This is a genomic window from Salmonella sp. 32120201201600049SM, assembly GCF_017572835.1.
GTDB lineage: Bacteria > Pseudomonadota > Gammaproteobacteria > Enterobacterales > Enterobacteriaceae > Salmonella > Salmonella enterica.
Genome location: NZ_JAGESA010000016.1, coordinates 1 through 25,990 on the forward strand (window position 1 = coordinate 1; position 25,990 = coordinate 25,990).

Below are 25,990 nucleotides of genomic sequence, written 5' to 3' on the forward strand. Positions count from 1 at the left end.
TCTGCTTTGGCAATCTGATGCGCGAAAGCGGCGTGGTGGAGCGTCTGAGCGACACGGTACAGAACGGGCTGATTAATATCGTGACCATTTTCCTCGGGCTGTCGGTGGGCGCGAAGCTGGTCGCGGACAAGTTCCTGCAGCCGCAGACGCTGGGCATTCTGCTGCTGGGTGTGATTGCGTTTGGTATCGGGACGGCGGCCGGGGTACTGATGGCGAAGCTGCTGAACCTGTGCAGTAAGAACAAAATCAACCCGCTTATCGGTTCGGCGGGGGTGTCGGCGGTGCCGATGGCGGCCCGAGTATCGAACAAGGTGGGCCTGGAATCAGACGCGCAGAACTTCCTGCTGATGCACGCGATGGGCCCGAACGTGGCCGGGGTGATTGGCTCGGCCATTGCGGCGGGCGTGATGCTCAAGTACGTGCTGGCGATGTAAATCTGTTCCTTTCCCGGAGGCGGCGCGTTGCGCCTGTCCGGGCTACCGAATTGCATGGATCTGTAGCCCGAACAGATGCGCAGCATCGTCTCCCGGAATGTCCCATAAGGAGACTTTGATGAATGAAACCATAGCATTTCGTCCGGAAGGCCGGGCGTCGACAAAAGATGTGGTTGTCAATTACACGCTGGCGTCACTGGACGAGCTTGAACAACTGCACCCGGCGCTGAATCTGCTGGCGCATCCGTCAATCGTCCGTGGCAGCCATGATTTCTTTGTCCGTTGTTATGACGCGGGCGTACAGCATGCGCAGGCCGGGGCGGCTGAAACGGTAGCGGTTTTGCCTGATTCGCTGCCACAAGAACGGCAAAGGAGCGGGCTGCTGTGTGCCGCAGCAGGTCGTCTGGATGCCCTGCACCAGCCGCTGACGCACAATCGTTTATGTGACCTGGCCAGTCAGTTCTGTGCTGGCATGGCAGATGTTGACAGCGAAACCCGCAGCGGTTTTTATACCGTGTGCAGCATATCGCTGCCGGTTTACCGGCGGCTGTTGCGGGATCAACATTCTCACGGTGTCTGCCTGCAGCAGGCTCTGCTGCACCTGCTGGCCTGGAAGAGCGATTCTCCCTGGGCGCGGCAGCAGGCGCAGCGGCTGCTCTGGCAGGGCGGCGTGCTGGGCGATAAAGGTGAGTTTGCGCTTATGACGCTGGATGATGAACTGCGGGAGCGCCAGATTGAGTGGCCCGGGCTATGGTCGCTGCTGGCCGTCACCGGGTTTCTGGCGAAATTCCCTGCCGGACCGATATTTGCTGACTGAAAAATGAGGACTGCTGACAATTATCTATTGTGTTGGCATTTCTGCGAGAGGCAGCTAGCGCTTTGCCTGACTTACGAAATGAGAATATCAACAGATTACGTACTTTTTGTAGGTCCGTGGTTGGAACATTGCCACCTGGTTACATTTTGTCAACAGCCTCAAGCGTGGATGGCTCCACGCTTTTTTTGTCTATGGAAAACCCCCAGCCAGGCCCTGTCTCTTGATCAGGAGATCTGATCAAGAGACAGGGCTATGCCGGAGGATATTTATTGGAAACCGGTGAGATAGGCCACCGTGTCATCAATCGAAATATAAATAAATATATAACGAAATAATTCGGCGCTATAATTCTCCTCTGATTAATAACGTAGCCCGAACCATGACCTGTCAGGACAAATCACTTTTAGCTCCCGCTCTCGCTTCCACGCCCGTCATTCCGCGCTATCGCCAGCTCATACGCAAACGGGCCGTGCTCATGTTAGCTATTGCGCTGGCGATGATGGCTTCACTGATGGTGGATGTAACCTGTGGGTCTTCTGGTTTACCGCTCAGTGCGCTGTGGCAGGCGCTTTTCCAGCCGGAAAAGGTGAATGCGGGCATACACGTTATTGTCTGGGATATTCGTTTACCCTATGCCCTGATGGCGCTGCTGGTAGGCATGGCGTTAGGGTTAGCGGGCGCCGAAATGCAAACCATTTTAAATAATCCGCTGGCGACGCCGTTTACCCTTGGCGTATCGTCCGCGGCGGCTTTTGGCGCTGCGCTGGCGATTGTGTTGGGGATCGGTATTCCCGGTATTCCTGCCGCCTGGTTTATCCCGGCCAATGCGTTCATCTTTGCGCTTTTATCCGCGTTACTCCTGGACGGTATTACCCGTTGGACAGGCGTCGCCGCATCCGGAGTGGTGTTGTTCGGTATTGCGCTGGTATTCACCTTTAACGCGTTGGTCGCCATTATGCAGTTTGTGGCTGATGAAGATACGCTGCAGGGGCTGGTATTCTGGACGATGGGGAGCCTGGTCCGCGCGTCGTGGGAAAAATTGGGCGTACTGGCCGTGGTGTTTATTGCTGTGCTTTTTTGCGCGTTACGAAGCGCCTGGCAACTCACGGCATTACGTCTGGGCGAAGAGAGGGCGATGAGCTTTGGGATTCATGTCCGCCGTTTACGCCTGCTGTCATTGTTGCGTATCAGCTTGTTATCAGCGCTGGCGGTAGCTTTCGTCGGGCCGATTGGTTTTATTGGTCTCGTTGCGCCGCATATTGCGCGAATACTTTTGGGGGAAGATCACCGTTTCTACCTTCCGGGCAGCGTGCTGATAGGCGGGCTGGTGTTATCGCTGGCCTCTATTGCGGCGAAAAATAGTATTCCGGGCGTCATGGTGCCGGTGGGGATTGTCACCTCGCTGGTCGGGGTTCCGTTCTTTTTAAGCATTGTATTGCGACATCGGGGGAGTCTCTGATGCGCGGGTTAATGCTCCGCTCATTTAGCGCCGGCTATTCCACTCAGCCGGTTATTGCAGATCTCAACGTTCCCTTACTGCCGCGCGGGAAAATTACCATTTTGCTGGGGCCGAACGGCTGTGGTAAATCGACGTTACTACGTTCGCTGGCCGGGCTGAATAACGTCGACGGCGAGGCGCTGCTTGATGGCGAAGATCTCATGTCGTTATCGTTTGCCGAGCGGGCGCAGAAAGTTGTATTTTTGCCGCAGTCATTACCGCAGGGTGTACATCTGCATGTACTGGAGTCGATTATCGTGGTACTACGGGCATCAGGCGGCAGAGACAATGCGCAGGGCAGATCGCAGATACTGGCTATCCTTGAGCAATTGGGCATAACGCATCTGGCGTTGCAGTATCTCGACCAGCTTTCCGGCGGTCAGCGGCAGTTAGTGGGTCTGGCGCAATCACTGATTCGTCGCCCTGAACTTCTGTTGCTGGATGAGCCGCTCAGTGCGCTGGATTTAAACTATCAGTTTCACGTAATGGATCTCGTGCGTCGGGATACCCAAGCGCAAAATAGGGTGACGATAGTCGTGGCGCATGACATTAATATTGCACTGCGTCATGGTGACCATGTCCTGATGCTAAAAGACGGCAGGCTGGTCGCCAGCGGCGCGCCGGAGACGGTGATTACTGCGGAGCGTCTGGCTGAAGTGTACCGGGTACGAGGACGCGTGGAGCGCTGTTCGCAGGGTAAACTGCAGGTGGTGCTGGATGGCGTGATCGCTGTTTAAGACATATTGCCTGATGGCGCTGCGCTTATCCGGCCTACCCATTGCTCGTAGGCCGGATAAGGCAGTTATACCGCCATCCGGCAAAGGTGATTACTTCGCTTTACCCTGATTCGCCACGGCAGCCGCTTTCGCAGCGATCTCGTCAGCGTTGCCCAGATAGTAATGTTTGATCGGCTTGAAGTTTTCGTCGAACTCATACACCAGCGGCACGCCGGTTGGGATGTTTAACTCAAGAATCTCATCTTCACTCATGTTATCCAGGTATTTCACCAGCGCACGCAATGAGTTACCGTGAGCGGCGATGATCACGCGCTCACCGCTCTTCATACGCGGCAGGATGGTGTCGTTCCAGTAAGGAATAACGCGGTCGATGGTCAGCGCCAGACTTTCGGTCAACGGCAGCTCTTTCTCGCTCAGTTTGGCATAACGTGGATCGTGACCCGGATAACGCTCATCATCTTTGGTCAGTTCCGGCGGCGTCACGGCAAAACCGCGGCGCCACTGCTTAACCTGCTCGTCACCATATTTTTCTGCCGTTTCCGCTTTATTCAGCCCCTGCAACGCGCCATAGTGACGTTCATTGAGTTTCCAGGATTTTTCCACCGGTAGCCACGCCTGATCCAGTTCATCCAGTACGTTCCACAGCGTATGGATAGCGCGTTTCAGTACGGAAGTGTAGGCAAAATCAAAGCTGAAACCTTCTTCTTTTAGCAGTTTACCCGCTGCTTTTGCTTCGCTTACGCCTTTTTCAGACAGGTCAACATCATACCAGCCGGTGAAACGGTTCTCTTTGTTCCATTGACTTTCACCGTGACGTACCAGAACCAGCTTAGTTACAGCCATACTCTCACTCCTATAAATCATATGTAATGATAATAATTCTCATTATATTGCCGCGAGGTGTTGGCGGCAATGCTTACGCATAACCATAGCGAAAATAGTGGCGCAGTGTAAGGTTCTTGTGAACTCAGAGTTGCGATTTTGTCTTTAAGTGGTGGAGGTTTGAGCAGGGCAATGGCGCGTAGGCCCGATAAGCTTGCGTCATCGGGCATGTAGCGGCATATCGTTAGAACGGAATAAACTGATACTCGGTCAGGCTGGCGTACTCCTCGCCAGGGCGAAGGATACAGTCAGGCTGCGGCCATTCAGGATGATTCGGACTGTCCGGCAGTAGTTCGCTTTCCAGCGCCAGCCCTTGCCAGTCGGCATAAGGTTCCGGCCCGCGGGAAGGTGTACCCGCCAGATAATTGCCGGAATAAAACTGTAACGCCGGGGCGGTGGTGTAAACCATCATTTGTAGCTTTCCATCCTGTGACCACAGACGGGCCGCCGGCTTTTTGCCATCACCCTGCGTCTGTAGCAGGAAAGCATGATCGTAGCCTTTAACCTTGCGCTGATCGTCATCGGCGAGAAATTCACTGGCAATGACTTTTGGCATCCGGAAGTCAAACGAGGTATTGGCTACCGATTTTAGCCCCTGGCGTGGAATACCGGATTCATCTACCGGCAGATACTCATCCGCCAGAATTTGCAGCTTATGCTGGCGCACGTCGGTCCGATCGCCGTCCAGATTAAAATAGACGTGGTTGGTCAAATTCACCGGACAGGGTTTATCGACCGTCGCCCGGTAGGTGATGGAGATTCTATTGTCATCGGTCAGACGATATTGCGCCGTGGCGCAAAGATGGCCAGGAAAGCCCTGGTCGCCGTCATCAGAGGTGAGCGCGAATAATACCTGGCGATCGTTCTGGTTCACAATTTGCCAGCGGCGCTTGTCAAAGCCTTCCGGTCCGCCGTGTAGCTGGTTCTCGCCCTGGCTTGGGCTTAACTGTACGGTTTCGCCGGCAAACGTATAACGGCTATTGGCGATACGGTTCGCGTAACGGCCAATAGAGGCGCCGAGGAACGACGTCTGTTCAGGGTAGTGTTCCGGGCTGGCGCAGCCCAGCAATGCTTCCCGAACGCTGCCGTCAGACAGCGGAATACGGGCGGAAAGAAGAGTGGCTCCCCAGTCCATCAGCGTTACCACCATCCCTGCGCTGTTGCGCAGGGTTAGCAGGCGGTACGGTTGACCATCGGGGGCCAGTGCGGGCGTTTCATTTAGCACTGTCCTGCTCCTTGTGACGGTTTGCATACATAAAAGGTTTCTTTGATTCCGGTTTTCGCTTCGTACTGTTGCGCAACGGCCTGCTGCACAGCGGGAACCAGATCTTCCGGGATCAGCGCGACAACACACCCGCCGAAGCCGCCGCCGGTCATGCGCACGCCGCCTTGATCGCCGATGGTCGCTTTGACGATGTCTACCAGCGTGTCTATCTGCGGGACGGTAATTTCGAAATCATCGCGCATTGAGGCATGGGACTCCGCCATCAGTTGGCCCATACGTTGCAAATCACCTTTCTCCAGCGCGCTTGCCGCTTCAACGGTGCGCGCATTTTCGCTCAATACATGGCGAACGCGTTTTGCGACTACCGGGTCCAGTTCGCTGGCGACGGCATTGAACGCCTCAAGGCTGACATCGCGCAGGGCCGGCTGCTGGAAGAAACGGGCGCCGGTTTCGCACTGTTCACGACGGGTATTATACTCGCTGCCTACCAGCGTGCGCTTAAAGTTACTGTTGATGATCACCACGGCGACACCTTTCGGCATGGAAACCGCTTTGGCGCCGAGCGTACGGCAATCAATCAGCAACGCATGATCTTTTTTGCCGAGCGCAGAGATGAGCTGATCCATAATGCCGCAGTTACAGCCGACAAACTGGTTCTCGGCCTCTTGTCCGTTGAGCGCAATTTGCGCGCCGTCCAGCGGCAGGTGATAAAGCTGCTGGAAGACGGTGCCCACCGCCACTTCCAGCGAGGCGGAGGAGCTTAACCCGGCGCCCTGCGGCACATTGCCGCTGATGACCATATCCACGCCGCCAAACGCGTTGTTACGCTGCTGCAGGTGTTTCACTACGCCGCGCACATAGTTAGACCACTGCTGGCTATCGTGGGTCACGATCGGCGCATCCAGTGAAAATTCGTCCGCCTGATTGTCGTAATCGGCGGCAATCACCCGTACGGTACGATCGTCGCGCGGCGCACAGCTAATTACGGTCTGGTAATCGATAGCGCAGGGCAGAACGAAACCATCATTGTAATCAGTATGCTCGCCGATCAGGTTGACGCGGCCTGGCGCCTGAATCGTGTGGGTGGCAGGGTAGCTGAAAATTTCAGCAAACAGCGCGCGCGTTTTCTCTTTCAGATTCATTTTTATACTCCGGATTCGCGAAAATGGATGTCGCTGACCGCGCGCAGGCGTTCAGCCGCTTGTTCTGCGGTTAAATCACGCTGGGTTTCCGCCAGCATTTCATAGCCGACCATAAATTTACGGACGGTCGCAGAGCGCAGCAGCGGCGGATAAAAGTGCGCGTGCAACTGCCAGTGCGCGTTTTCTTCACCGTTAAACGGCGCGCCGTGCCAGCCCATTGAGTAGGGGAAGGAACACTGGAACAGGTTGTCATAACGACTGGTCAGCTTTTTCAACGCCAGCGCCAGAGAGTCGCGCTGCTCGTCGTTTAAATCGGTAATGCGCAGGACATGCGTTTTGGGTAACAGGAGCGTTTCGAACGGCCACGCCGCCCAGTAAGGCACCACCGCCAGCCAGTGTTCGGTTTCGACCACGGTGCGGCTGCCGTCCGCCAGTTCCCGCTGGACATAATCCACCAGCATTGGCGAGCGCTGCTCGGCGAAATAGGCTTTTTGTAAACGATCTTCGCGTTCGGCCTCATTCGGCAGAAAGCTGTTGGCCCAGACCTGCCCATGCGGATGCGGGTTCGAACAGCCCATCGCCGCGCCTTTATTTTCAAAGACCTGCACCCACGGATAGGTTTTGCCTAACTCGGCGGTCTGCGTCTGCCAGGTTCTGACGATTTCCGTCAGCGCGGGCAGGCTCAACTCCGGCAGCGTTTTACTGTGATCGGGAGAAAAGCAGATCACGCGGCTGGTGCCGCGCGCGCTCTGACAGCGCATCAGCGGATCGTGGCTGTCCGGCGCATCCGGCGTATCGGCCATCAGCGCCGCGAAATCGTTAGTAAAGACGTAAGTCCCTTTGTAATCGGGATTTTTATCGCCGGTGACACGCGTATTGCCCGCACACAAGAAGCAGTCCGGATCGTGGGCCGGCAGCATTTGCTGAGACGGCGTTTCCTGCGCCCCCTGCCAGGGGCGTTTTGCGCGATGCGGCGAAACCAGAACCCACTGGCCGGTAAGCGGGTTATAACGGCGATGCGGATGATCGATGGGATTAAATGGGGTCATAACAACGTCCTTAATCTGGGTATCCCTGCGGATGGCGTGACTGCCAGTGCCAGGTGTCCTGCGCCATTTCGTCAAGCGTGCGGGTGACGCGCCAGTTCAGCTCGCGATCGGCTTTGCTGGCATCCGCCCAATACGCCGGGAGATCGCCGTCGCGGCGCGGCGCGAAGTGGTAATTAATGGGTTTACCGCAGGCTTTACTAAAGGCGTTGACCACATCCAGGACGCTACTGCCGACACCCGCGCCGAGGTTATAAATATGTACGCCGGATTTGTCCGCCAGTTTTTCCATCGCCACGACGTGCCCGTCGGCTAAGTCCATAACGTGAATGTAATCGCGTACGCCGGTGCCATCCTCGGTCGGGTAATCGTTGCCGAAAACGGCGAGCGATTCGCGACGACCCACGGCGACCTGGGCGATATAGGGCATCAGGTTATTCGGAATACCTTGCGGATCTTCTCCCATGTCGCCCGACGGGTGCGCGCCGACCGGATTGAAATAACGCAGCAGCGCAATACTCCACTCCGGCTGGGCTTTTTGCAGATCGGTGAGGATCTGTTCTACCATCAATTTACTTTTGCCGTAGGGGCTTTGCGGCGTGCCGGTAGGAAAACTTTCGACGTAAGGAATTTTGGGCTGATCGCCATAAACGGTGGCGGAGGAGCTAAAAATAAGGTTTTTAACGTTGGCCGCACGCATGGCGCTGACCAACCGTAGCGTACCGTTGACGTTGTTGTCATAGTACTCCAGCGGCCTGGCGACCGATTCGCCGACGGCTTTCAGGCCGGCAAAGTGAATCACGGTATCAATCGCGTGATCGTGCAGAATTTCGGTTATAAGCGCTTCGTTGCGAATATCGCCTTCGACAAAGGTCGGGTGCTTACCGCCCAGACGTTCAATCACGGGCAGCACGCTGCGCTTGCTGTTGCAGAGGTTATCGAGGATGACGACGTCATGACCATTTTGCAGCAATTGTACGCAGGTATGACTTCCAATGTAACCGCTACCACCTGTAACCAATACTCTCATAATTCGCTCCGTTAAGCCTATGGTATGGAATAACCATAGCATAACAAAGATGCGAAAAGTGTGACATGTAATAAATTAGTGGAATCGTTTACACACTGGTGATTTTACGCATTTATATCAATTAAATGATTACAAATCTTCTGGCTTGAGAATGCTTCTGCTTTTTATCCGAAAAAAAGGCGCGTTACGCGCCTGGGAATGAAACGGACGGGGCAGGAGCTGTCAGTCTTTTTTACGCGAGAGTAGCTTCCTGGCGAGCGCCCCGACAGCGACGATGCCGATGGCGGTCACTTTCCAGAATTTAAGCAACGCGATACCGAGCATAGCAAGCAGTCCTACTTTCTTGGCCGCGATACCGCCAATCAGCGCGGCGAGCCCATACTCCGCTATTTTGTCCGTTGATTCGTTGAAGTCAGCGTAGCGTTGTCCAGCGTTGAACTTGACGGAACTGAGAATTCTTTTCGCCAGAGGGATTTCATGGTCAACAGAACCTCTGTCGGTCACCAGATTTAAAGAAAAATAGCCTTCACGTCCCAGCAGATAGGTGTTGTAGTTCACGCCTTGTTCATTCAGTGGTTCGTTGGTGCCGATATCCTGGATGGCGGCGGACCAGATCAGACGATGATTGGTTGCATCGTAGGTAGGCTTCTCGATCCAGCCAATAATTTCTATCGGCTCAATGCCTTTTGCAATACGATCTTTATTCGCTTCTTTTGTGCCTTTGCGCAGGTTATCCATTAATTCATCGGCATCCCAGTTTTTTGCATCATCATCTTTTACATAACCAGAATCATCATATTCGATAGAAATAAATCCATTCATTTCCTTTTTAAATACGAGGCCGTAAAAATATTCATCGTCAACATAGTTACCAATTTCACGCATAAATACCGCCGCTTCTTTTGCGGGTATCCAGGTAAATCCTTCCGGCAGATTAAGCGTGGCTTTATCACCTAAACTAATCTTTGTCGGACCCGCAACGGCGGCGCGACTCATGCCTTCAACAGCGACCTCAACGGCGGTTTTACGCGCTTCCTGCGCAGCGGTCGGCTTTTGCTCAGCATAACTGCTGGGGCAAAATAAAATAGCTGCCAGTAAAAATAGTATTATTTGTGGAAAACGAAAAGCCATAATGAATCCCTTATATTCACATACGACATCATTGTCGAAAATTTCAGGATTATTATGACAATGAGGCGGTCAGCGATTCAAGAGATAGTAAGCTTATCGACCGTTATTATTATTCTTAATAAAAGGAGAGTGGTTCCAGAATGGCGCGCGGCGCCATTCTGATAATACATTTAATTATTGCATCGTCCGGAAACGTACTTATAACGTTCGCCATCTGGTACAAATTCCAGCCGGTGGGTAATACAGGCAGGCGCATCCTCTGCATGATGGGAAACGAACAGCAGTTGGGTCTCTCCCTGGCGAATTAATACATCTACAAAACGGCGTACCAGTTGGCGGTTCAGCGGGTCCAACCCTTGCAGCGGCTCATCCAGAATCAACACTGTCGGATGCTTAACCAGCGCGCGCACGATCAGCGCCAGCCGCTGCTGTCCCCAGGAGAGACTGTGGAAGGGGGCATCTGCCGTACGCTTATCGATTCCCAGAATATCCAGCCACTGTTGCGCCAGTTTTCGTTGCCTGTCTGAAACGGCCTGGTAAATGCCGATAGAATCGAAATAGCCGGAGAGAATGACATTGCGCACCGTGGTACTGACGCGGTAATCCAGATGTAAACTGCTGCTGACGTAGCCGATATGTTTTTTGATATCCCAGATTGTTTCGCCGCTTCCTCGCCGCCGCCCGAACAGCGTGAGATCGTTGCTGTAGCCTTGCGGATGATCGCCAGTAATAAGGCTAAGCAGCGTAGACTTACCCGCCCCGTTAGGACCGACGATCTGCCAGTGTTCGCCCGGATTGACTCGCCAGCTTAGGTGGTGGAGGATAGGGCGATCGTTATACGAGACTACGCCATCGTTAAGTACGATCCGTGGTTCGCCATCGGGTAACGCATGGCGGGCGGAAGGTTCGTCCGGTTCGGGTAATTGTACGTCGGTCAGACGCTCGCTGTGCGCGAGTTGAGCGACCAACGCCCGTTGCAGTAACTCTGTCGTCGTTCCGGTCTCCGCCAGCGTACAGTCGGCAAGCACGCCGGCAAACTGCACGAAGTCCGGGATCTCATCAAAACGGTTGAGTACCAGCGCCAGGGTCATACCCGCCTGGTTCAACGCCGTCAGGCGTTGCGCCAGTTGTTGACGGGCGGTCACGTCAAGTCCGTCGAACGGTTCATCAAGGATCAATAACTCCGGCTCAGACATCAGCGCCTGACACAGCAGCGCTTTTCGCGTCTCGCCGGTAGAAAGGTATTTAAAACGCCTGTTGAGTAAAGCGGAAATGCCGAACTGCTGCGCCAGCATCGCACAGCGGGCAGGATGGTGAACTTCATCCTGAATAATTTCCGCGGTAGTGCGCCCGGTATCGTCTTCGCCAGGACTGAGCATATCGGTGTTATTACGTTGCCACTCATCGCTGACCAGCTTTTGCAATTGTTCAAAGGACAGACGAGTAATGCGGGTAAACTGACACTGGCGCTCGCCTGTTAATAATGGCAGTTCACCCGCCAGCGCGCGGGCGAGCGCCGACTTCCCGCTCCCGTTAGCCCCAACGAATGCCCAGCTATCGCCCGCATTGAGCGTCAGCGAATCCAGATGAAGTGTTTTTGTATCGCTCAGACGAAACGTGCCTTGCGAAATTTGCAACGATGACATTTTGCATCCCATTTTTTGCAGCGATGAATGACAGGGATACGTCTTTCGGCAACGGATGTCAATGTGCTTAACACAACGTTGCAATAATCACTCTGTCCGCATTAAACCAGGCAATCACGTCATCGCCTTCCTTTAACGTGGCGGCATCTGAAGTCGGTATCGTGGCGCACAGCGTCTGGCCGTCCGGCAGCGCCATCAATACTTCACACTGTTCCGCGCCGCGCTCGATATGGCTGATCGTTCCCGACAACTGATTGTCAGCGGCGCGCGCAACGGCTGCATCCCGGGTAATGCCAACCCACGGCGCTTTTAGCAGGATCAGCACTTCTTTACCTTCCTCCAGGCCGAGACGCTCGCCGCTTTGCGCCGTCAGCGCGACTTTGAGCCGCGTTTTGCCGTCGGCCAGCAGCACGTCGACATGCTGTTGCACCTGATCGCGATCGCGGGCGGTAATGGTGCCGAACCACTGATTTCGGGCGCTGGTTTGCAGTGAAAAGCGGGAGATAGCGGCCAGCAGACTGTCAAGCGGCAGGGCGTCATCGTCGCTTAACACATCGAACGCTTTTTGCTGAATTTGGCCCAGCAAATCGTAAAGCTGGATCAGACGCTGGCCATAGCGGGTTAATACCGCGCCGCCGCCGCCTTTGCCGCCCGTTGCGCGTTCAACCAGCATATGTTCGCTAAGCTGGTTCATGTCGTTTATCGCATCCCAGGCGCTCTTATAGCTGATTCCCGCGTCTTTCGCGCCCTGACTAATCGAGCCGGAAAGCGCAATGTGTTTCAGCAGAGAGATACGTCGGGGATCGGCAAAAAGCTTTTGCTGAAGTTTCAGGGTAAGAAGGATTTCGGCCTGCATAACCAGCTCCTGGTAAAAAGACTATTGTGACTGAAAAGCGCGTCAGCGCAAAGCCGACCGCACAAAAGGGGAGTGCTTTTCTGTGTGATGCGGTTAAAATACAAAAAGGACTATATCTGGAGTTGCCCATGTTAGAGTTATTAAAAAGTCTGGTATTCGCCGTCATCATGGTACCGGTAGTGATGGCCATCATCCTCGGTCTGATTTACGGTCTGGGTGAGGCGTTCAACATTTTTTCCGGTATCGGTCAGAAAGACCAGTCCAGACAGAACCGCTGATTTCCCCAAACGCCCGCTCAGTCGGGCGTTTTTGTTACTCAAGATCCTGCTTTTCCTGCCGATATTTTCTGTGTTTAATCGTTAATGGGTATGAATAACCGCTGGGAAACCCCTGAGATTATCGTTATATTGTCGTTTACATAACGAAACGCACAAGGAGTTACAGATGGCGCATTCCTGGTTACGCCTGGTCGCAGGGGCGACATTATCTTTCGTCATCGCTGGTCATGCGCTGGCGGATGAAGGCAAGATCACCGTATTTGCCGCCGCGTCGCTAACGAACGCGATGCAAGACATTGCGGCAGAATATAAAAAAGAGAAAAATGTGGATGTGGTCTCCTCATTCGCCTCCTCTTCAACGCTGGCGCGCCAGATAGAAGCGGGCGCGCCGGCGGACCTGTTCATCTCTGCTGATCAGAAATGGATGGATTATGCAGCCGATAAAAAAGCGGTGGATACCACGACGCGCGAAACATTGCTTGGCAATAGCCTGGTGGTGGTAGCGCCGAAAGCCAGCGAGCAGAAACCGTTTACCATCGACAACAAAACGGACTGGATTCGTCTGTTGAACGGCGGGCGTCTGGCAGTGGGCGATCCGCAACACGTACCGGCGGGAATTTATGCCAAAGAAGCGCTGCAAAAGCTGGGCGCATGGCAAACGCTTGAACCGAAACTGGCGCCGGGCGAGGATGTGCGCGGCGCGTTGGCGCTGGTCGAACGTAACGAAGCGCCTTTGGGCATTGTATACGGTTCTGATGCGGTTGCCAGCAAGGGGGTCAACGTGGTGGCGACGTTCCCGGAAGATTCACATAAAAAAGTGGAATACCCCATCGCTATCGTGGAGGGGCATAAAAATGCGACCGTCAGCGCGTTCTATGATTACCTGAAAGGACCGCAGGCCTCGGCAATCTTTAAACGTTATGGATTTACGACGAAGTAATGATACTGACCGATCCAGAATGGCAGGCTGTCCTTCTTAGCCTGAAAGTGTCTTCCCTGGCCGTGCTGTTTAGCCTGCCGTTTGGGATCTTTTTTGCCTGGTTACTGGTACGATGCCGGTTTCCGGGCAAAGCCTTACTTGATAGCGTCCTGCATCTGCCGCTGGTGCTGCCGCCGGTGGTGGTCGGCTATCTGCTGCTGGTGTCGATGGGGCGACGCGGGTTTATTGGCCAGTGGCTGTATGACTGGTTCGGTCTCACGTTTGCCTTTAGCTGGCGCGGCGCCGTGCTGGCGGCGGCGGTGATGTCCTTCCCGCTGATGGTGCGGGCCATTCGGCTGGCGCTGGAGGGGGTGGATATCAAGCTTGAACAGGCCGCCAGAACGCTGGGCGCCGGGCGCTGGCGCGTTTTTCTGACTATCACCTTACCGCTTACCCTGCCGGGCATTATTGTCGGTACGGTGCTGGCGTTTGCCCGTTCGCTTGGCGAATTTGGCGCGACCATTACCTTTGTTTCTAATATTCCGGGCGAAACCCGCACCATACCTTCCGCCATGTATACCTTGATCCAGACGCCGGGCGGGGAGAGCGCGGCGGCGAGGCTGTGCGTGATTTCGATTGTATTAGCGCTGATTTCGCTGTTGATTTCTGAATGGCTGGCGCGGATTAGCCGTGAACGGACGGGGCGCTAACCATGCTGGAGCTTAATTTTTCCCAGACGCTGGGAACGCACTGTTTAACCCTCAACGAAACGCTGCCAGCCAGTGGGATCACGGCTATCTTTGGCGTCTCCGGCGCGGGAAAAACCTCGCTGATTAATGCCATCAGCGGTTTGACTCGCCCGCAAAAAGGACGCATCGCGCTGAATGGCCGGGTGTTGCATGACGCGGAAAACGGTATCTGTTTAACGCCGGAAAAGCGCCGCATCGGTTATGTTTTCCAGGATGCGCGCCTGTTCCCCCATTACAAAGTACGCGGCAATTTGCGCTACGGCATGGCGAAAAGCATGACCGGTCAGTTTGATAAGCTGGTGTCGCTGCTGGGAATTGAAGCGTTGCTTGATCGCCTGCCGGGGAGCTTGTCCGGCGGAGAAAAACAGCGCGTAGCGATAGGCCGGGCATTGCTCACCGCCCCGGAGTTGCTGCTGTTGGACGAACCGTTGGCCTCGCTGGATATCCCGCGTAAACGCGAATTACTGCCGTACCTGCAACGGCTGGCGCGGGAAATCAATATTCCCATGCTGTATGTCAGCCATTCTCTCGATGAAATTCTCCACCTGGCGGATAAAGTCATGGTGCTGGAGGATGGACAGGTTAAAGCGTTTGGCCCGCTGGAGGAGGTCTGGGGAAGCAGCGTTATGCACCCGTGGCTGCCGAAAGAGCAACAGAGCAGTATTCTGAAAGTCAGCGTGCTGGAGCATCACCCGCATTATGCCATGACCGCTTTGGCGCTTGGCGACCAGCACCTGTGGGTAAATAAACTCAATCAGCCGCTGCAATCCACACTGCGTATTCGTATACAGGCGTCGGATGTCTCGCTGGTACTACAGCCGCCGCAGCAGACCAGTATCCGCAACGTATTGCGGGCAAAAGTGGCGAATTGCTATGACGATAACGGGCAGGTGGAAGTCCAGCTTGAGATAGGCGGCAGAACGCTGTGGGCGCGAATAAGCCCGTGGGCCAGGGATGAGCTGAGTATCAAGCCTGGCCTGTGGCTTTACGCGCAGGTGAAAAGCGTTTCTATCACCGCCTGACTATAGCAGGTGGGTGTAAATAAATTTGGCGATGCTATCGGTAGTGTTATCGCCGATCACAACGTCAGCGCGCGCTTTCACCGCCTCATCGGCGTTGCCCATCGCAACGCCGGTGCCTGCCGCCTCCAGCATACTGATGTCGTTGTAGTTATCGCCGAAAGCGATCACATTTTTCATTGACCCTCCCTGCGCTTCTATCCACTGGGTAAGGCGCTTGCCTTTACTGTTGCCTTTGCGCGCGATATCCACCTGATCGTGCCATGACCATTCGCACTCCAGGCCAAGCGCCTGTTCAATATGCTGACCGAACCGCTGTAGCCTGGGAATATCTTCATCGGTAAGCGCAAACTTCCACACGGCATTCACGTCGCGCGCCGCCTGCGCCAACGAAGAGACCTGTGCAAAGGTCGGACGTTGCTCCGGAGGCAAGGTCTGCGCCCACCGGGAGGTACGCACGACGTGACCGGTTGGGTGTTCGTAAAGCATAGCGTCATCAACATACATCAGGCCGTGAATCTGATGCTCATCCAGTAAATCAATCAACTGCAACGCCTTATCCACGGGCATAGGATCGGCATCCAGGACAGTTTTAGCTTGATAATCATACAAATAGGTGCCGTTGCAGCAAATAGCAGGTGTTTCCAGCGCCAGCGCCTGATAAAAAGGATGAATAGCAACGTGATGGCGACCCGTGACAATGATAAGTTGAAAGCCCGCCTCTTTGGCGCGTGATAGCGCGTCAAGCGAGGAGGGGAGTAAGGTTTTATGCGGGGTTAATAACGTTCCGTCTAAATCGAGGGCAATCACGCGTGCAGTCATAATTTTTTCCAGATTAAGAGTAATAATTCCGTCTGTCGGCATGGTACACCGGGACGGTAAGCAGACAAAATTCTGCGTCTGAATTCAGCATTCGCCGTCAAAAGCGACTACGTTAAGCTGTGTCCTGTTATTGCAGCTACATGCCATATGCAAAGGAGTATTCATGAAACAAACAGTCTATACCGCCAGCCCTGAGAGTCAGCAAATTCACGTCTGGAGCCTGAACCACGAAGGGACGCTGACGCTGGTGCAGGTCGTGGATGTGCCCGGTCAGGTTCAGCCGATGGTGGTCAGTCCGGATAAACGCTACCTCTATGTCGGCGTGCGCCCGGAGTTTCGTGTCCTGGCGTATCGTATTGCGCCGGATGATGGCGCGCTGACGTTTGCCGCCGAATCCGCCCTGCCGGGTAGCCCGACCCATATTTCTACCGATCATCATGGTCGTTTTGTCTTTGTCGGATCGTATAACGCCGGTAATGTCAGCGTGACGCGCTTACAGGATGGCCTGCCGGTTGAGCTGGTGGATGTGGTGGTGGGGCTGGACGGCTGCCACTCGGCAAATATTACGCCTGATAACCGTACTCTGTGGGTGCCTGCGCTAAAACAGGATCGCATTTGTCTGTTTACGCTAAGCGATGACGGCCATCTGGTGGCCCAGGAGCCGGCGGAAGTAAATACGGTTGAAGGGGCAGGCCCGCGTCATATGGTCTTCCACCCGAATCGACAATATGCGTATTGCGTCAATGAACTGAACAGTTCGGTGGATGTCTGGCAGCTTAAAAATCCGCATGGCGAGATAGAGTGCGTGCAAACGCTGGATATGATGCCCGCCGATTTTTCCGATACCCGCTGGGCGGCGGATATTCATATTACGCCGGATGGACGGCATCTGTATGCCTGTGACCGCACCGCCAGTCTGATTACCGTCTTTAGTGTCTCCGAAGACGGCAGCGTACTGAGCGTTGAAGGCTTCCAGCCGACGGAAGCCCAACCGCGCGGCTTTAATATCGACAATAGCGGAAAATACCTGATTGCAGCGGGTCAAAAATCACATCATATCGCGGTCTATGAAATTACGGGCACTCAGGGGTTGCTGACGGAAAAAGGCCGTTATGCCGTCGGCCAGGGGCCAATGTGGGTTGTGGTGAACGCGTACTAAAGCGCTGTGTGCCGGAGGGCGGCGGGCTGGAGCTCATCAAGGCGGGATGCCTGATTAATTTCAATAAACATCGCTTGCAGTAAAACCACGGGCCGCCACATCTGCTGCGGCGGCCCGTTTATAAGCCTGAACCGGAACGGCGATTACTGCTTAGGTTCCGCCACTACTTTACTGCCTACACCGCGGTTGTTGTATTCCCACATGCGGTTGTAGTTAGTGTCGTTCAGATTACGCTGCACCTCGTCTTTGTCATCCACGGTTCCCGTATTTCCAGCAAACGGACGTTTCGAGATGACCGCGTCGGCCCACGGTTTGGCAACGTTGAAGCCCTCGTTAATCACGCTGTCGCGGATCACGACCTGACCGTTGGTGTTGGCGTCGACATCCAGCGAGCGGCCAAGCTGCGCAACGCCATCGCCGGAGGCGTTAAAGCGGCTGTTGATCGCCAAAAAGCCATAGTAAATATTGGACAGCGTCGCCGGGGCGAAAACGTAGGCTTCCTGCTGTGTGCGGGAGTTGACGACCTGGAAGTTGGTGTTATCGAACACCACGGCGCCGCGTCCGGAAACCATATCCACATCGCCTTCAATATAGCTGTTCGTCACCAGCGTACGCGGCTGACGATCGGTTTGCAGACGGTTCTGCACGCCGCTGTTGGTCACAAAGAAGGTGTTCTGGCGGCCAAGGATATTGACCTTGTTAATCTGGACTTTGTCGCCATCGGTACGCAGCGCCACCGCCGGATGGTTTCCGGCATCGACGCTGTCGCCCAGCGTGTTCTCGATGGTCAGATTTTGTAGCTGCAGACCGTTATTCTGCGACCAGAACGCGGCAGAACACATCACACCGATCGTCGCGGCGTGTTTGCTTTGGCAGTTATCGAACATATACCAGGCGGGTTTACCAGGCATATATTTCCCGCCGGGATTCACCGCGCGGCGCCAGTCAGCGACACTCATTTCACCATCAATCGCCATCCCAATTTTCACATCGATCGGTTTTTCACCGGTCCCGTACAGGGTCAGACTTCCCGGCGCGGCGGGAACATACACGGTCCCCTGATAGTCGCCCGGCATAATAGCAATGTACTGACGTTTGTTCGTGCGTTTAACCATTGCCGCATCGACCGCGGCCTGAATTGAGGTGTGCGTAACGCCTGGCGCACCTGCCGGCCCCACCACAAAGTCAGGCTGTGCGGGCAGGGTAATCGGCGACGGCGACCACGGGGCGGTATTCGGCGTCAGGGAGGCAAAATAGCGCGCCGCAACGAAGTTTTTCGCTTCATTTGCCGACAGAATTGGGCGCGAGGCGGTGCCAGGCGCGGTTTGATCGGAAGGGATCTGATCGGGTGGCGTAGAGCTACAGGCGCTCAGCGTCACGCCAAAAGCCAGTGCCAGCGCCAGACGGGAAACCGATAATGTATTCACAGGTTGCTCCGGGCTTGAAAAAGTTAAATGACATCCATTGAAGCCTGCTTTTTTATACTAAGTTGAACGAAACGGGAAGGCGAAAAGGTAAAAAGTTCCTTTTCAGGCTGGAAACACCTGTAGCATCAGATAGTTTTATCACAATTAAGCAACAACTTTCGCGCTTTGAGTTGACAATCCGGAGCAGAAAGAAAATAAATGTCTATACAACTCATGACAGGCAAGAGAGCGACAGGAATGCGGCAACTTTTACCGGGCGATACTGTCTGGCGAAACATCAGGCTGGCGACAATGGACCCGCAGCGGCAAGCCCCGTACGGGCTGGTGGATAACCAGGCGCTGATTGTACGCGAAGGGCATATTTGCGATATCGTGCCAGAGACGCAGCTTCCTGTCAGCGGGGACAATATCCATGATATGCAGGGACGACTGGTAACCCCGGGACTTATCGATTGCCACACGCATCTGGTGTTTGCCGGTAACCGCGCCGCAGAGTGGGAGCAGCGGCTTAACGGCGCGTCATACCAGCATATTAGCGATCAGGGCGGCGGCATTAACGCGACGGTATCAGCAACCCGCGCCTGTGCGGAGGAGACGCTCTACCTGCTGGCGCGCGAACGCATGATGCGCCTTGCCAGCGAAGGCGTTACGCTGCTGGAGATTAAATCCGGCTATGGTTTGGAGCTGGCGACAGAAGAAAAGCTGTTACGCGTCGCTGCAAAACTTGCCGCCGAAAACGCTATCGACATTAGCCCCACGCTACTTGCCGCTCATGCTACGCCAGCGGAGTATCGTGACGACCCGGACGGCTACATCACTCTGGTCTGCGAGACGATGATTCCGCAGCTCTGGCAAAAAGGGTTATTTGATGCGGTAGACCTCTTTTGCGAGAGCGTCGGCTTTAATGTGGCGCAGAGTGAGCGTGTATTGCAGACGGCGAAGGCGTTAGGTATTCCCGTTAAAGGCCATGTTGAGCAGCTTTCGCTGTTGGGCGGCGCGCAGTTGTTGAGCCGTTATCAGGGTTTATCGGCGGATCATATCGAATATCTTGATGAAGCGGGCGTCGCGGCGATGCGTGACGGCGGTACTGTCGGCGTATTATTGCCCGGCGCGTTTTATTTTCTGCGCGAGACGCAGCGCCCGCCGGTGGAACTGCTGCGCCGCTATCAGGTGCCTGTCGCCGTCGCCAGCGATTTCAATCCCGGCACCAGCCCGTTTTGCAGTTTGCATCTGGCGATGAATATGGCCTGCGTACAGTTTGGTCTGACGCCGGAAGAGGCATGGGCGGGCGTTACGCGCCATGCCGCTCGCGCGCTGGGAAGACAGGCGACGCATGGGCAGATCAGGGCCGGCTACCGGGCGGATTTTGTGGTGTGGGATGCTGAACAGCCGGTAGAGATTGTGTATGAGCCGGGGCGTAACCCTTTATATCAGCGGGTATACAGAGGACAAATCTCATGACGCAATGGTATCCGGCTTCTCCGGCGCTCTGGCAGGGGCGCGATGACAGTATAGAAGCGCCGGATGCGCGGCGTCTGTTTCAGACCGTCACGCGCAGCGAGACCTTTTCCCCCGAAAACTGGCAGCAAAAGATCGCGTTAATGGGATTTGCCTGCGACGAGGGGGTAAAACGCAATGCAGGTCGTCCCGGCGCGGCAGGCGGCCCGGACGCGTTGCGTAAAGCGCTGGCGAATATGGCCAGCCACCAGGGACATGAACGGCTGGTGGATTTAGGCAATTGGGTTGCGCCGACGCCCGATCTGGAAGGCGCGCAGCAGGCCTTGCGCGATGCGGTAAGCCGCTGTCTGCGGGCCGGGATGCGCACGCTGGTACTGGGCGGTGGGCATGAAACCGCGTTTGGACACGGCGCGGGGGTGCTGGACGCGTTTGCGCAGGAAAGCGTAGGGATCATTAATCTTGATGCGCATCTGGATCTCCGTCAGACCGACCGGGCAACATCCGGGACGCCGTTTCGTCAACTGGCGCAGCTATGCGACGCGCAGAGCCGCGCGTTTCATTATGCCTGTTTCGGTGTGAGCCGTGCGGCGAATACGCAGGCGTTGTGGCGGGAAGCGCAGTGGCGGAATGTTACCGTGGTAGAGGATCTTGACTGCCATGACGCGCTGGCGCAGATGGCGCAGTTTATCGACAAGGTGGATAAAATTTATCTGACTATCGATCTCGACGTATTGCCTGTCTGGGAAATGCCGGCCGTCTCCGCTCCCGCAGCGCTGGGCGTGCCGCTGATACAGGTTCTGCGTTTAATTGAGCCGGTTTGCCGCAGCGGAAAATTACAGGCGGCGGATCTGGTTGAATTTAATCCACGCTTTGATGAAGATGGCGCAGCGGCGCGCGTGGCGGCGCGGCTTGGCTGGCAAATCGCGCACTGGTGGCGTTAATCTGTCATCCAGAAAACACTCTCCGCATAAGGAAGGCTTCACGCATGTATTCATCCCGCTCCCGTTCTGCGCCTGCGCCTTTTTACGAAACGGTGAAACAGGACATCTGTAAAAAAATAGCCGGCGGCGTCTGGCAGCCGCACGATCGCATTCCGTCGGAAGCAGAACTGGTCGCCCAGTATGGCTTTAGCCGAATGACCATCAACCGGGCGCTGCGTGAGTTGACGGATGAAGGGTGGCTGGTGCGTTTACAGGGCGTGGGGACGTTTGTCGCCGAACCGAAAGGCCAGTCCGCGCTGTTTGAAGTCCGCAGTATCGCCGAGGAGATTGCCGCCCGCCGTCATCAGCATCGTTGTGAGGTGCTCACGCTGGAGCGCGTGCGGGCAAACGCCATCCAGGCCAGCGCTCTCAACGTCAATGAGAGCGATGTCATTTTCCATTCCATCATGGTGCATTATGAAAACGATCTGCCGGTACAAATTGAAGATCGCTGCGTGAATGCGGATATTGCCGTGGATTACCTGACGCAGGATTACCGTCAGACCACGCCGCACGCTTATTTGTCGCGGATCGCGCCGCTAACGGAAGGGGAACATATTGTGGAGGCGGTGCGCGCCACGGCGCAAGAGTGCGCGTGGTTAACTATCAAAGAGCATGAGCCCTGTCTGCTCATTCGGCGTACGACCTGGTCCGCGTCGCGGATTGTTTCTCACGCCCGCTTACTTTTCCCCGGGTCGCGCTACCGGCTACAGGGACGATTTATCTCCTGAGCGGGCCGCTGCCGGAAAACGTGATTGCTGACACAATATAACAAAATTGTATCATTTTTGTTAATTCTATTCTTGTGCTTACTTGTATAGACAAGTATATGTCTGATTCTTATCTGTGGGTCTGCGGCGGTGCCTGATAGTAGCGTTTTTGCGTTATTTGGCGATGGCAGACCGATAATAATGAGGAGTCATTGCTATGCCTGAAAGCAAGTATCGTCAGCAGACTATCCGCGCGCCCAGAGGCACGGTATTAACGGCGAAAAGCTGGCTGACAGAAGCCCCGCTGCGGATGTTAATGAATAATCTCGATCCTGACGTGGCGGAAAATCCGCATGAGCTGGTGGTCTACGGCGGGATTGGTCGCGCCGCGCGCAACTGGGAATGCTATGACGCTATTGTTGATGCGCTCACCCGGCTGGAGGCGGACGAAACGTTGCTTATTCAGTCTGGCAAACCGGTCGGCGTATTTAAAACGCACGACAACGCGCCGCGGGTATTAATCGCCAACTCCAACCTGGTTCCCCACTGGGCGACATGGGAACATTTTAACGAACTGGATGCGAAAGGGCTGGCGATGTACGGTCAGATGACGGCCGGAAGCTGGATCTATATCGGCAGCCAGGGAATCGTGCAGGGAACATACGAAACCTTTGTCGAGGCGGGGCGTCAGCACTATAACGGCACGCTGGCGGGACGCTGGGTGCTGACTGCCGGGCTGGGCGGCATGGGCGGCGCGCAACCGCTAGCCGCGACGCTGGCCGGAGCGTGTTCGCTGACGATTGAATGCCAGCAAAGCCGTATCGATTTTCGTCTGCGTACTCGCTACGTGGATGAGCAGGCCGCCACGCTGGATGACGCGCTGGCCCGCATTACGCGCTACACCCGCGAGGGGAAAGCCGTGTCCGTCGCCCTGTGCGCGAACGCGGCGGATATCCTGCCGGAACTGGTTAATCGCGGCGTGCGCCCGGACCTGGTGACCGATCAGACCAGCGCCCACGATCCGCTACATGGCTATTTACCCTCCGGCTGGCGCTGGGAGGAGTATCAGAAAAACGCGCAATCCGATCCCCACGGGACGATGCAGGCAGCGAAACGTTCCATGGCGGCGCATGTTCGGGCGATGCTGGCGTTCAGTAAAATGGGCGTGCCGACCTTTGACTATGGCAACAATATTCGTCAGATGGCGAAAGAGATGGGGGTGGAAAACGCCTTTGATTTTCCGGGATTTGTGCCAGCCTATATTCGTCCGCTGTTCTGTCGTGGCATCGGGCCGTTTCGCTGGGTGGCGCTGTCCGGCGATCCGCAGGATATCTATAAAACCGATGCCAAAGTCAAAGAGATAGTGGCTGAGGATAAACATCTGCATCACTGGCTGGATATGGCGCGTGAGCGCATTCATTTTCAGGGGCTACCGGCGCGTATCTGCTGGGTAGGCCTGGAGTGGCGGCAAAAACTGGGGCTGGCGTTCAACGAAATGGTGCGTTGCGGCGAGGTATCCGCGCCCATTGTGATTGGCCGCGATCACCTGGATTCCGGCTCTGTCGCCAGCCCTAACCGTGAAACCGAAGCGATGCGCGACGGTTCCGACGCGGTTTCCGACTGGCCGCTGTTAAATGCGTTGCTGAATACCGCCAGCGGGGCGACATGGGTATCGCTCCATCATGGCGGCGGAGTGGGGATGGGTTTTTCGCAACACGCCGGTATGGTGATTGTCTGTGATGGCACTGACGAGGCCGCCGCGCGTATTCGCCGCGTGTTACACAACGATCCGGCGACGGGCGTCATGCGCCATGCCGATGCCGGATATGATCTCGCGGTGGAATGCGCTGTTGAGCAAGGTCTGAATTTACCGATGGTTGCGGCGACGCAGGGGAAAGGCTGATATGAACACCATGACACTCACTCCGGGGCAGTTAAGTCTCTCTCAACTGTACGATATCTGGCGTCATCCGGTACAGCTTCGGCTGGACGCCAGCGCCATTGACGGCATTAACGCCAGCGTCGCGTGCGTCAATGATATCGTTGCCGAAGGGCGTACCGCCTACGGCATCAACACCGGTTTCGGCCTGCTGGCGCAGACGCGCATCGCTGATGAAGACTTGCAAAATCTACAGCGATCGTTGGTGCTGTCTCACGCCGCGGGCGTAGGCGACCCACTGGATGACGCGATGGTGCGTCTGATCATGGTATTGAAAATCAATAGTCTGGCGCGCGGGTTTTCCGGGATTCGGTTGAGCGTGATAGAAGCGCTCATCGCTCTGGTGAATGCCGGCGTGTATCCGCTGATTCCGGCAAAAGGCTCGGTTGGCGCGTCGGGCGACTTAGCGCCGCTGGCGCATCTGTCGCTGACGCTGCTTGGCGAAGGAAAAGCGCGCTGGCAGGGCGAATGGCTTCCGGCGCAGACGGCGCTAAAAAAGGCCGGACTGGAGCCTGTCGCGTTGGCGGCCAAAGAGGGGCTGGCGCTGCTTAACGGCACCCAGGCGTCAACGGCCTTCGTGCTGCGCGGTTTGTTTGAGGCACAGGAGTTATTTGCCTCCGCCGTTGTCTGCGGCGCGCTGACCACCGAAGCCGTACTGGGATCGCGCCGTCCTTTTGATGTGCGCATTCATGCCGCGCGCGGACAACAGGGGCAAATTGACGTCGCGCGGTTGTTCCGGCACCTGCTGACCGATACCAGCGCCATTGCTGAATCACATCACCACTGTCATAAAGTTCAGGACCCGTATTCCCTTCGCTGCCAGCCGCAGGTAATGGGCGCTTGTCTGACCCAGTTACGTCAGACGAAAGAGGTACTGCTGGCTGAGGCCAACGCGGTGTCCGATAATCCGCTGGTCTTTGCCGATGCGGGGGAGGTGATCTCCGGCGGTAACTTCCATGCTGAACCGGTTGCCATGGCGGCGGATAATCTGGCGCTGGCGATAGCGGAAATCGGCGCGCTATCGGAGCGGCGCATCGCGCTGATGATGGATAAACATATGTCGCAGTTACCGCCGTTCCTGGTAAAAAATGGCGGCGTTAATTCCGGTTTTATGATTGCCCAGGTCACCGCCGCGGCGCTCGCCAGCGAGAATAAAGCGCTGGCGCACCCGCACAGCGTGGATAGCCTGCCGACCTCGGCGAATCAGGAAGATCATGTCTCAATGGCCCCGGCGGCAGGGCGGCGACTCTGGGAAATGGCGGCGAATACCCGCGGCATCATTGCCGTGGAGTGGCTGGCTGCCTGTCAGGGGATAGATTTACGGGAAGGGTTAACCTCCAGCCCGTTACTGGAACAGGCGCGGCAGACACTGCGCGAGCAGGTGGCGCACTATACGCAGGATCGTTTTTTCGCGCCCGATATTGAGTGTGCGACGGCGCTGCTGGCGCAAGGCGCGTTACAGCGTCTGGTGCCGGACTTTATGTGAATGCTGCCGGATGGCGCGGCGCGTATTCGGCTTACCCAACCCGTTGGCAGGGTAAGACGTTTACGCCGCCATCCGGCACAGCGTTTAACTGAACATCGCCGTGATCGAGGCGCTGGCGAGCGAATGGAAATGCACGTTAAAGCCGACCATCGCGCCGCTGGCGTCTTCATCAACGTCAAGACGCTCGACGTCCAGCGCGTGAACCGTAAAGATATAGCGGTGCGTTTCCCCTTTAGGCGGCGCCGCGCCGCCGTAGCCCGCTTTACCGAAATCGGTACGCGTCTGAATGACGCCGTCTGGTACGGCCACCAGGCCTGAGCCGAACCCCTGGGTCAGTACGCGCGTATCCGCCGGGAGGTTCACCACCACCCAGTGCCACCAGCCGGAGCCGGTCGGCGCGTCGGGATCGTAACAGGTCACGACAAAACTTTTGGTGCCCATCGGCACGTCGTCCCAGGCCAGATGCGGCGAAATATTATCGCCATCATAGCCCATACCGTTAAAAACGTGGCGATGAGGAAGTTTATCTCCATCGCGCAAATCGTTGCTGATAAGTTTCATGCGCTCTCCTTTTGACTCACCAGAAGTGTAGCCAGAAGC

At 55.8% G+C, this 25,990-nt stretch carries 25 protein-coding genes; 14 read left to right on the top strand and 11 right to left on the bottom strand.

All coding sequences use genetic code 11. From position 1 onward, the window contains the following. From J4650_RS21050 to J4650_RS21065, 4 genes are all read left to right on the top strand, one after another. The coding region (locus J4650_RS21050) for a sodium ion-translocating decarboxylase subunit beta (RefSeq protein ID WP_047620681.1) at positions 1–434 on the top strand (434 nt) is incomplete at its 5' end. Positions 435–552: 118 nt separating this feature from the next. Beyond that, a complete protein-coding gene (locus J4650_RS21055) occupies positions 553–1,251 on the top strand; it encodes a triphosphoribosyl-dephospho-CoA synthase (protein WP_023994045.1) in 699 nt (232 codons plus the stop codon). A 379-nt stretch (positions 1,252–1,630) separates the two neighbouring features. Further along, positions 1,631–2,710, top strand: coding sequence for an iron ABC transporter permease (locus J4650_RS21060; protein ID WP_023244999.1), 1,080 nt, complete (start codon positions 1,631–1,633; stop codon positions 2,708–2,710). After that, complete coding sequence (locus tag J4650_RS21065) at positions 2,710–3,486, top strand: ABC transporter ATP-binding protein (RefSeq protein ID WP_023994044.1); 777 nt, start codon at positions 2,710–2,712, stop codon at positions 3,484–3,486. Before J4650_RS21060 ends, J4650_RS21065 begins: the two co-directional genes overlap by 1 nt. A gap of 90 nt (positions 3,487–3,576) precedes the next feature. Here the strand turns inward: J4650_RS21065 and gpmA are convergent, their stop codons facing one another. From gpmA to modE, 8 genes are all read right to left on the bottom strand, one after another. Further along, positions 3,577–4,329, bottom strand: a complete 753-nt coding sequence (gene gpmA, locus J4650_RS21070; RefSeq protein WP_000301554.1) for a 2,3-diphosphoglycerate-dependent phosphoglycerate mutase — start codon at positions 4,327–4,329, stop codon at positions 3,577–3,579. A 223-nt stretch (positions 4,330–4,552) separates the two neighbouring features. Beyond that, the gene (gene galM, locus J4650_RS21075; protein WP_000931428.1) at positions 4,553–5,593 is read right to left on the bottom strand and encodes a galactose-1-epimerase; all 1,041 of its coding nucleotides are present in this window, start codon (positions 5,591–5,593) and stop codon (positions 4,553–4,555) included. After that, the gene (gene galK / locus J4650_RS21080) at positions 5,587–6,735 is read right to left on the bottom strand and encodes a galactokinase (protein WP_023195255.1); all 1,149 of its coding nucleotides are present in this window, start codon (positions 6,733–6,735) and stop codon (positions 5,587–5,589) included. Before galK ends, galM begins: the two co-directional genes overlap by 7 nt. Before the next feature lie 2 nt (positions 6,736–6,737). Continuing rightward, entirely contained in the window at positions 6,738–7,784 is a 1,047-nt protein-coding gene (gene galT / locus J4650_RS21085; RefSeq protein ID WP_000187471.1) for a galactose-1-phosphate uridylyltransferase, read from the bottom strand. 10 nt (positions 7,785–7,794) lie between these two features. Next, complete coding sequence (gene galE, locus J4650_RS21090) at positions 7,795–8,811, bottom strand: UDP-glucose 4-epimerase GalE (protein WP_001265465.1); 1,017 nt, start codon at positions 8,809–8,811, stop codon at positions 7,795–7,797. A 222-nt stretch (positions 8,812–9,033) separates the two neighbouring features. Beyond that, positions 9,034–9,942 carry a DUF2167 domain-containing protein gene (locus J4650_RS21095; RefSeq protein WP_023994043.1) on the bottom strand — a complete coding sequence of 303 codons (909 nt, stop codon included), beginning with the start codon at positions 9,940–9,942 and terminating at the stop codon, positions 9,034–9,036. A 170-nt stretch (positions 9,943–10,112) separates the two neighbouring features. After that, complete coding sequence (gene modF, locus J4650_RS21100; protein ID WP_023994042.1) at positions 10,113–11,588, bottom strand: molybdate ABC transporter ATP-binding protein ModF; 1,476 nt, start codon at positions 11,586–11,588, stop codon at positions 10,113–10,115. A 67-nt stretch (positions 11,589–11,655) separates the two neighbouring features. Beyond that, the gene (gene modE / locus J4650_RS21105; protein ID WP_001147418.1) at positions 11,656–12,444 is read right to left on the bottom strand and encodes a molybdenum-dependent transcriptional regulator; all 789 of its coding nucleotides are present in this window, start codon (positions 12,442–12,444) and stop codon (positions 11,656–11,658) included. A 128-nt stretch (positions 12,445–12,572) separates the two neighbouring features. Here modE and J4650_RS21110 point away from each other — a divergent pair, with 128 nt between their 5' ends. From J4650_RS21110 to modC, 4 genes are all read left to right on the top strand, one after another. Next, positions 12,573–12,722: an AcrZ family multidrug efflux pump-associated protein gene (locus J4650_RS21110; protein WP_023994041.1), complete on the top strand. Its 150-nt coding sequence runs from the start codon at positions 12,573–12,575 to the stop codon at positions 12,720–12,722. Between the two features lie 166 nt (positions 12,723–12,888). Further along, complete coding sequence (gene modA / locus J4650_RS21115; RefSeq protein ID WP_000951416.1) at positions 12,889–13,662, top strand: molybdate ABC transporter substrate-binding protein; 774 nt, start codon at positions 12,889–12,891, stop codon at positions 13,660–13,662. Next, on the top strand, positions 13,662–14,351 hold the full coding sequence (gene modB / locus J4650_RS21120; protein ID WP_000604026.1) for a molybdate ABC transporter permease subunit: 690 nt from the start codon (positions 13,662–13,664) through the stop codon (positions 14,349–14,351). Before modA ends, modB begins: the two co-directional genes overlap by 1 nt. A gap of 2 nt (positions 14,352–14,353) precedes the next feature. Then, positions 14,354–15,412 carry a molybdenum ABC transporter ATP-binding protein ModC gene (modC, locus tag J4650_RS21125; protein WP_000891711.1) on the top strand — a complete coding sequence of 353 codons (1,059 nt, stop codon included), beginning with the start codon at positions 14,354–14,356 and terminating at the stop codon, positions 15,410–15,412. Here modC and J4650_RS21130 read toward each other — a convergent pair whose 3' ends face one another. Next, complete coding sequence (locus J4650_RS21130; RefSeq protein WP_023994040.1) at positions 15,413–16,231, bottom strand: pyridoxal phosphatase; 819 nt, start codon at positions 16,229–16,231, stop codon at positions 15,413–15,415. A 163-nt stretch (positions 16,232–16,394) separates the two neighbouring features. On the opposite strand from J4650_RS21130, the gene pgl reads away from it, so the two are divergent. Further along, the gene (gene pgl, locus J4650_RS21135) at positions 16,395–17,390 is read left to right on the top strand and encodes a 6-phosphogluconolactonase (protein WP_023994039.1); all 996 of its coding nucleotides are present in this window, start codon (positions 16,395–16,397) and stop codon (positions 17,388–17,390) included. 143 nt (positions 17,391–17,533) lie between these two features. Here the strand turns inward: pgl and J4650_RS21140 are convergent, their stop codons facing one another. After that, positions 17,534–18,817, bottom strand: a complete 1,284-nt coding sequence (locus tag J4650_RS21140) for a putative acyl-CoA thioester hydrolase (RefSeq protein ID WP_001094766.1) — start codon at positions 18,815–18,817, stop codon at positions 17,534–17,536. Positions 18,818–19,054: 237 nt separating this feature from the next. Here J4650_RS21140 and hutI point away from each other — a divergent pair, with 237 nt between their 5' ends. From hutI to hutH, 5 genes are all read left to right on the top strand, one after another. Continuing rightward, the gene (gene hutI, locus J4650_RS21145) at positions 19,055–20,278 is read left to right on the top strand and encodes an imidazolonepropionase (RefSeq protein WP_023994038.1); all 1,224 of its coding nucleotides are present in this window, start codon (positions 19,055–19,057) and stop codon (positions 20,276–20,278) included. Then, the gene (hutG, locus tag J4650_RS21150) at positions 20,275–21,216 is read left to right on the top strand and encodes a formimidoylglutamase (protein WP_000195688.1); all 942 of its coding nucleotides are present in this window, start codon (positions 20,275–20,277) and stop codon (positions 21,214–21,216) included. Before hutI ends, hutG begins: the two co-directional genes overlap by 4 nt. Positions 21,217–21,260: 44 nt before the next feature. Beyond that, positions 21,261–21,986 carry a histidine utilization repressor gene (locus J4650_RS21155; RefSeq protein ID WP_000287413.1) on the top strand — a complete coding sequence of 242 codons (726 nt, stop codon included), beginning with the start codon at positions 21,261–21,263 and terminating at the stop codon, positions 21,984–21,986. Positions 21,987–22,182: 196 nt separating this feature from the next. Next, on the top strand, positions 22,183–23,868 hold the full coding sequence (gene hutU / locus J4650_RS21160) for a urocanate hydratase (RefSeq protein WP_001115209.1): 1,686 nt from the start codon (positions 22,183–22,185) through the stop codon (positions 23,866–23,868). A 1-nt stretch (position 23,869) separates the two neighbouring features. Beyond that, the gene (gene hutH, locus J4650_RS21165) at positions 23,870–25,390 is read left to right on the top strand and encodes a histidine ammonia-lyase (protein ID WP_023994036.1); all 1,521 of its coding nucleotides are present in this window, start codon (positions 23,870–23,872) and stop codon (positions 25,388–25,390) included. A gap of 84 nt (positions 25,391–25,474) precedes the next feature. On the opposite strand, the gene J4650_RS21170 is transcribed toward hutH, so the two are convergent. Continuing rightward, a complete protein-coding gene (locus tag J4650_RS21170) occupies positions 25,475–25,951 on the bottom strand; it encodes a kinase inhibitor (RefSeq protein ID WP_000767403.1) in 477 nt (158 codons plus the stop codon). Positions 25,952–25,990 lie beyond the last annotated feature (39 nt).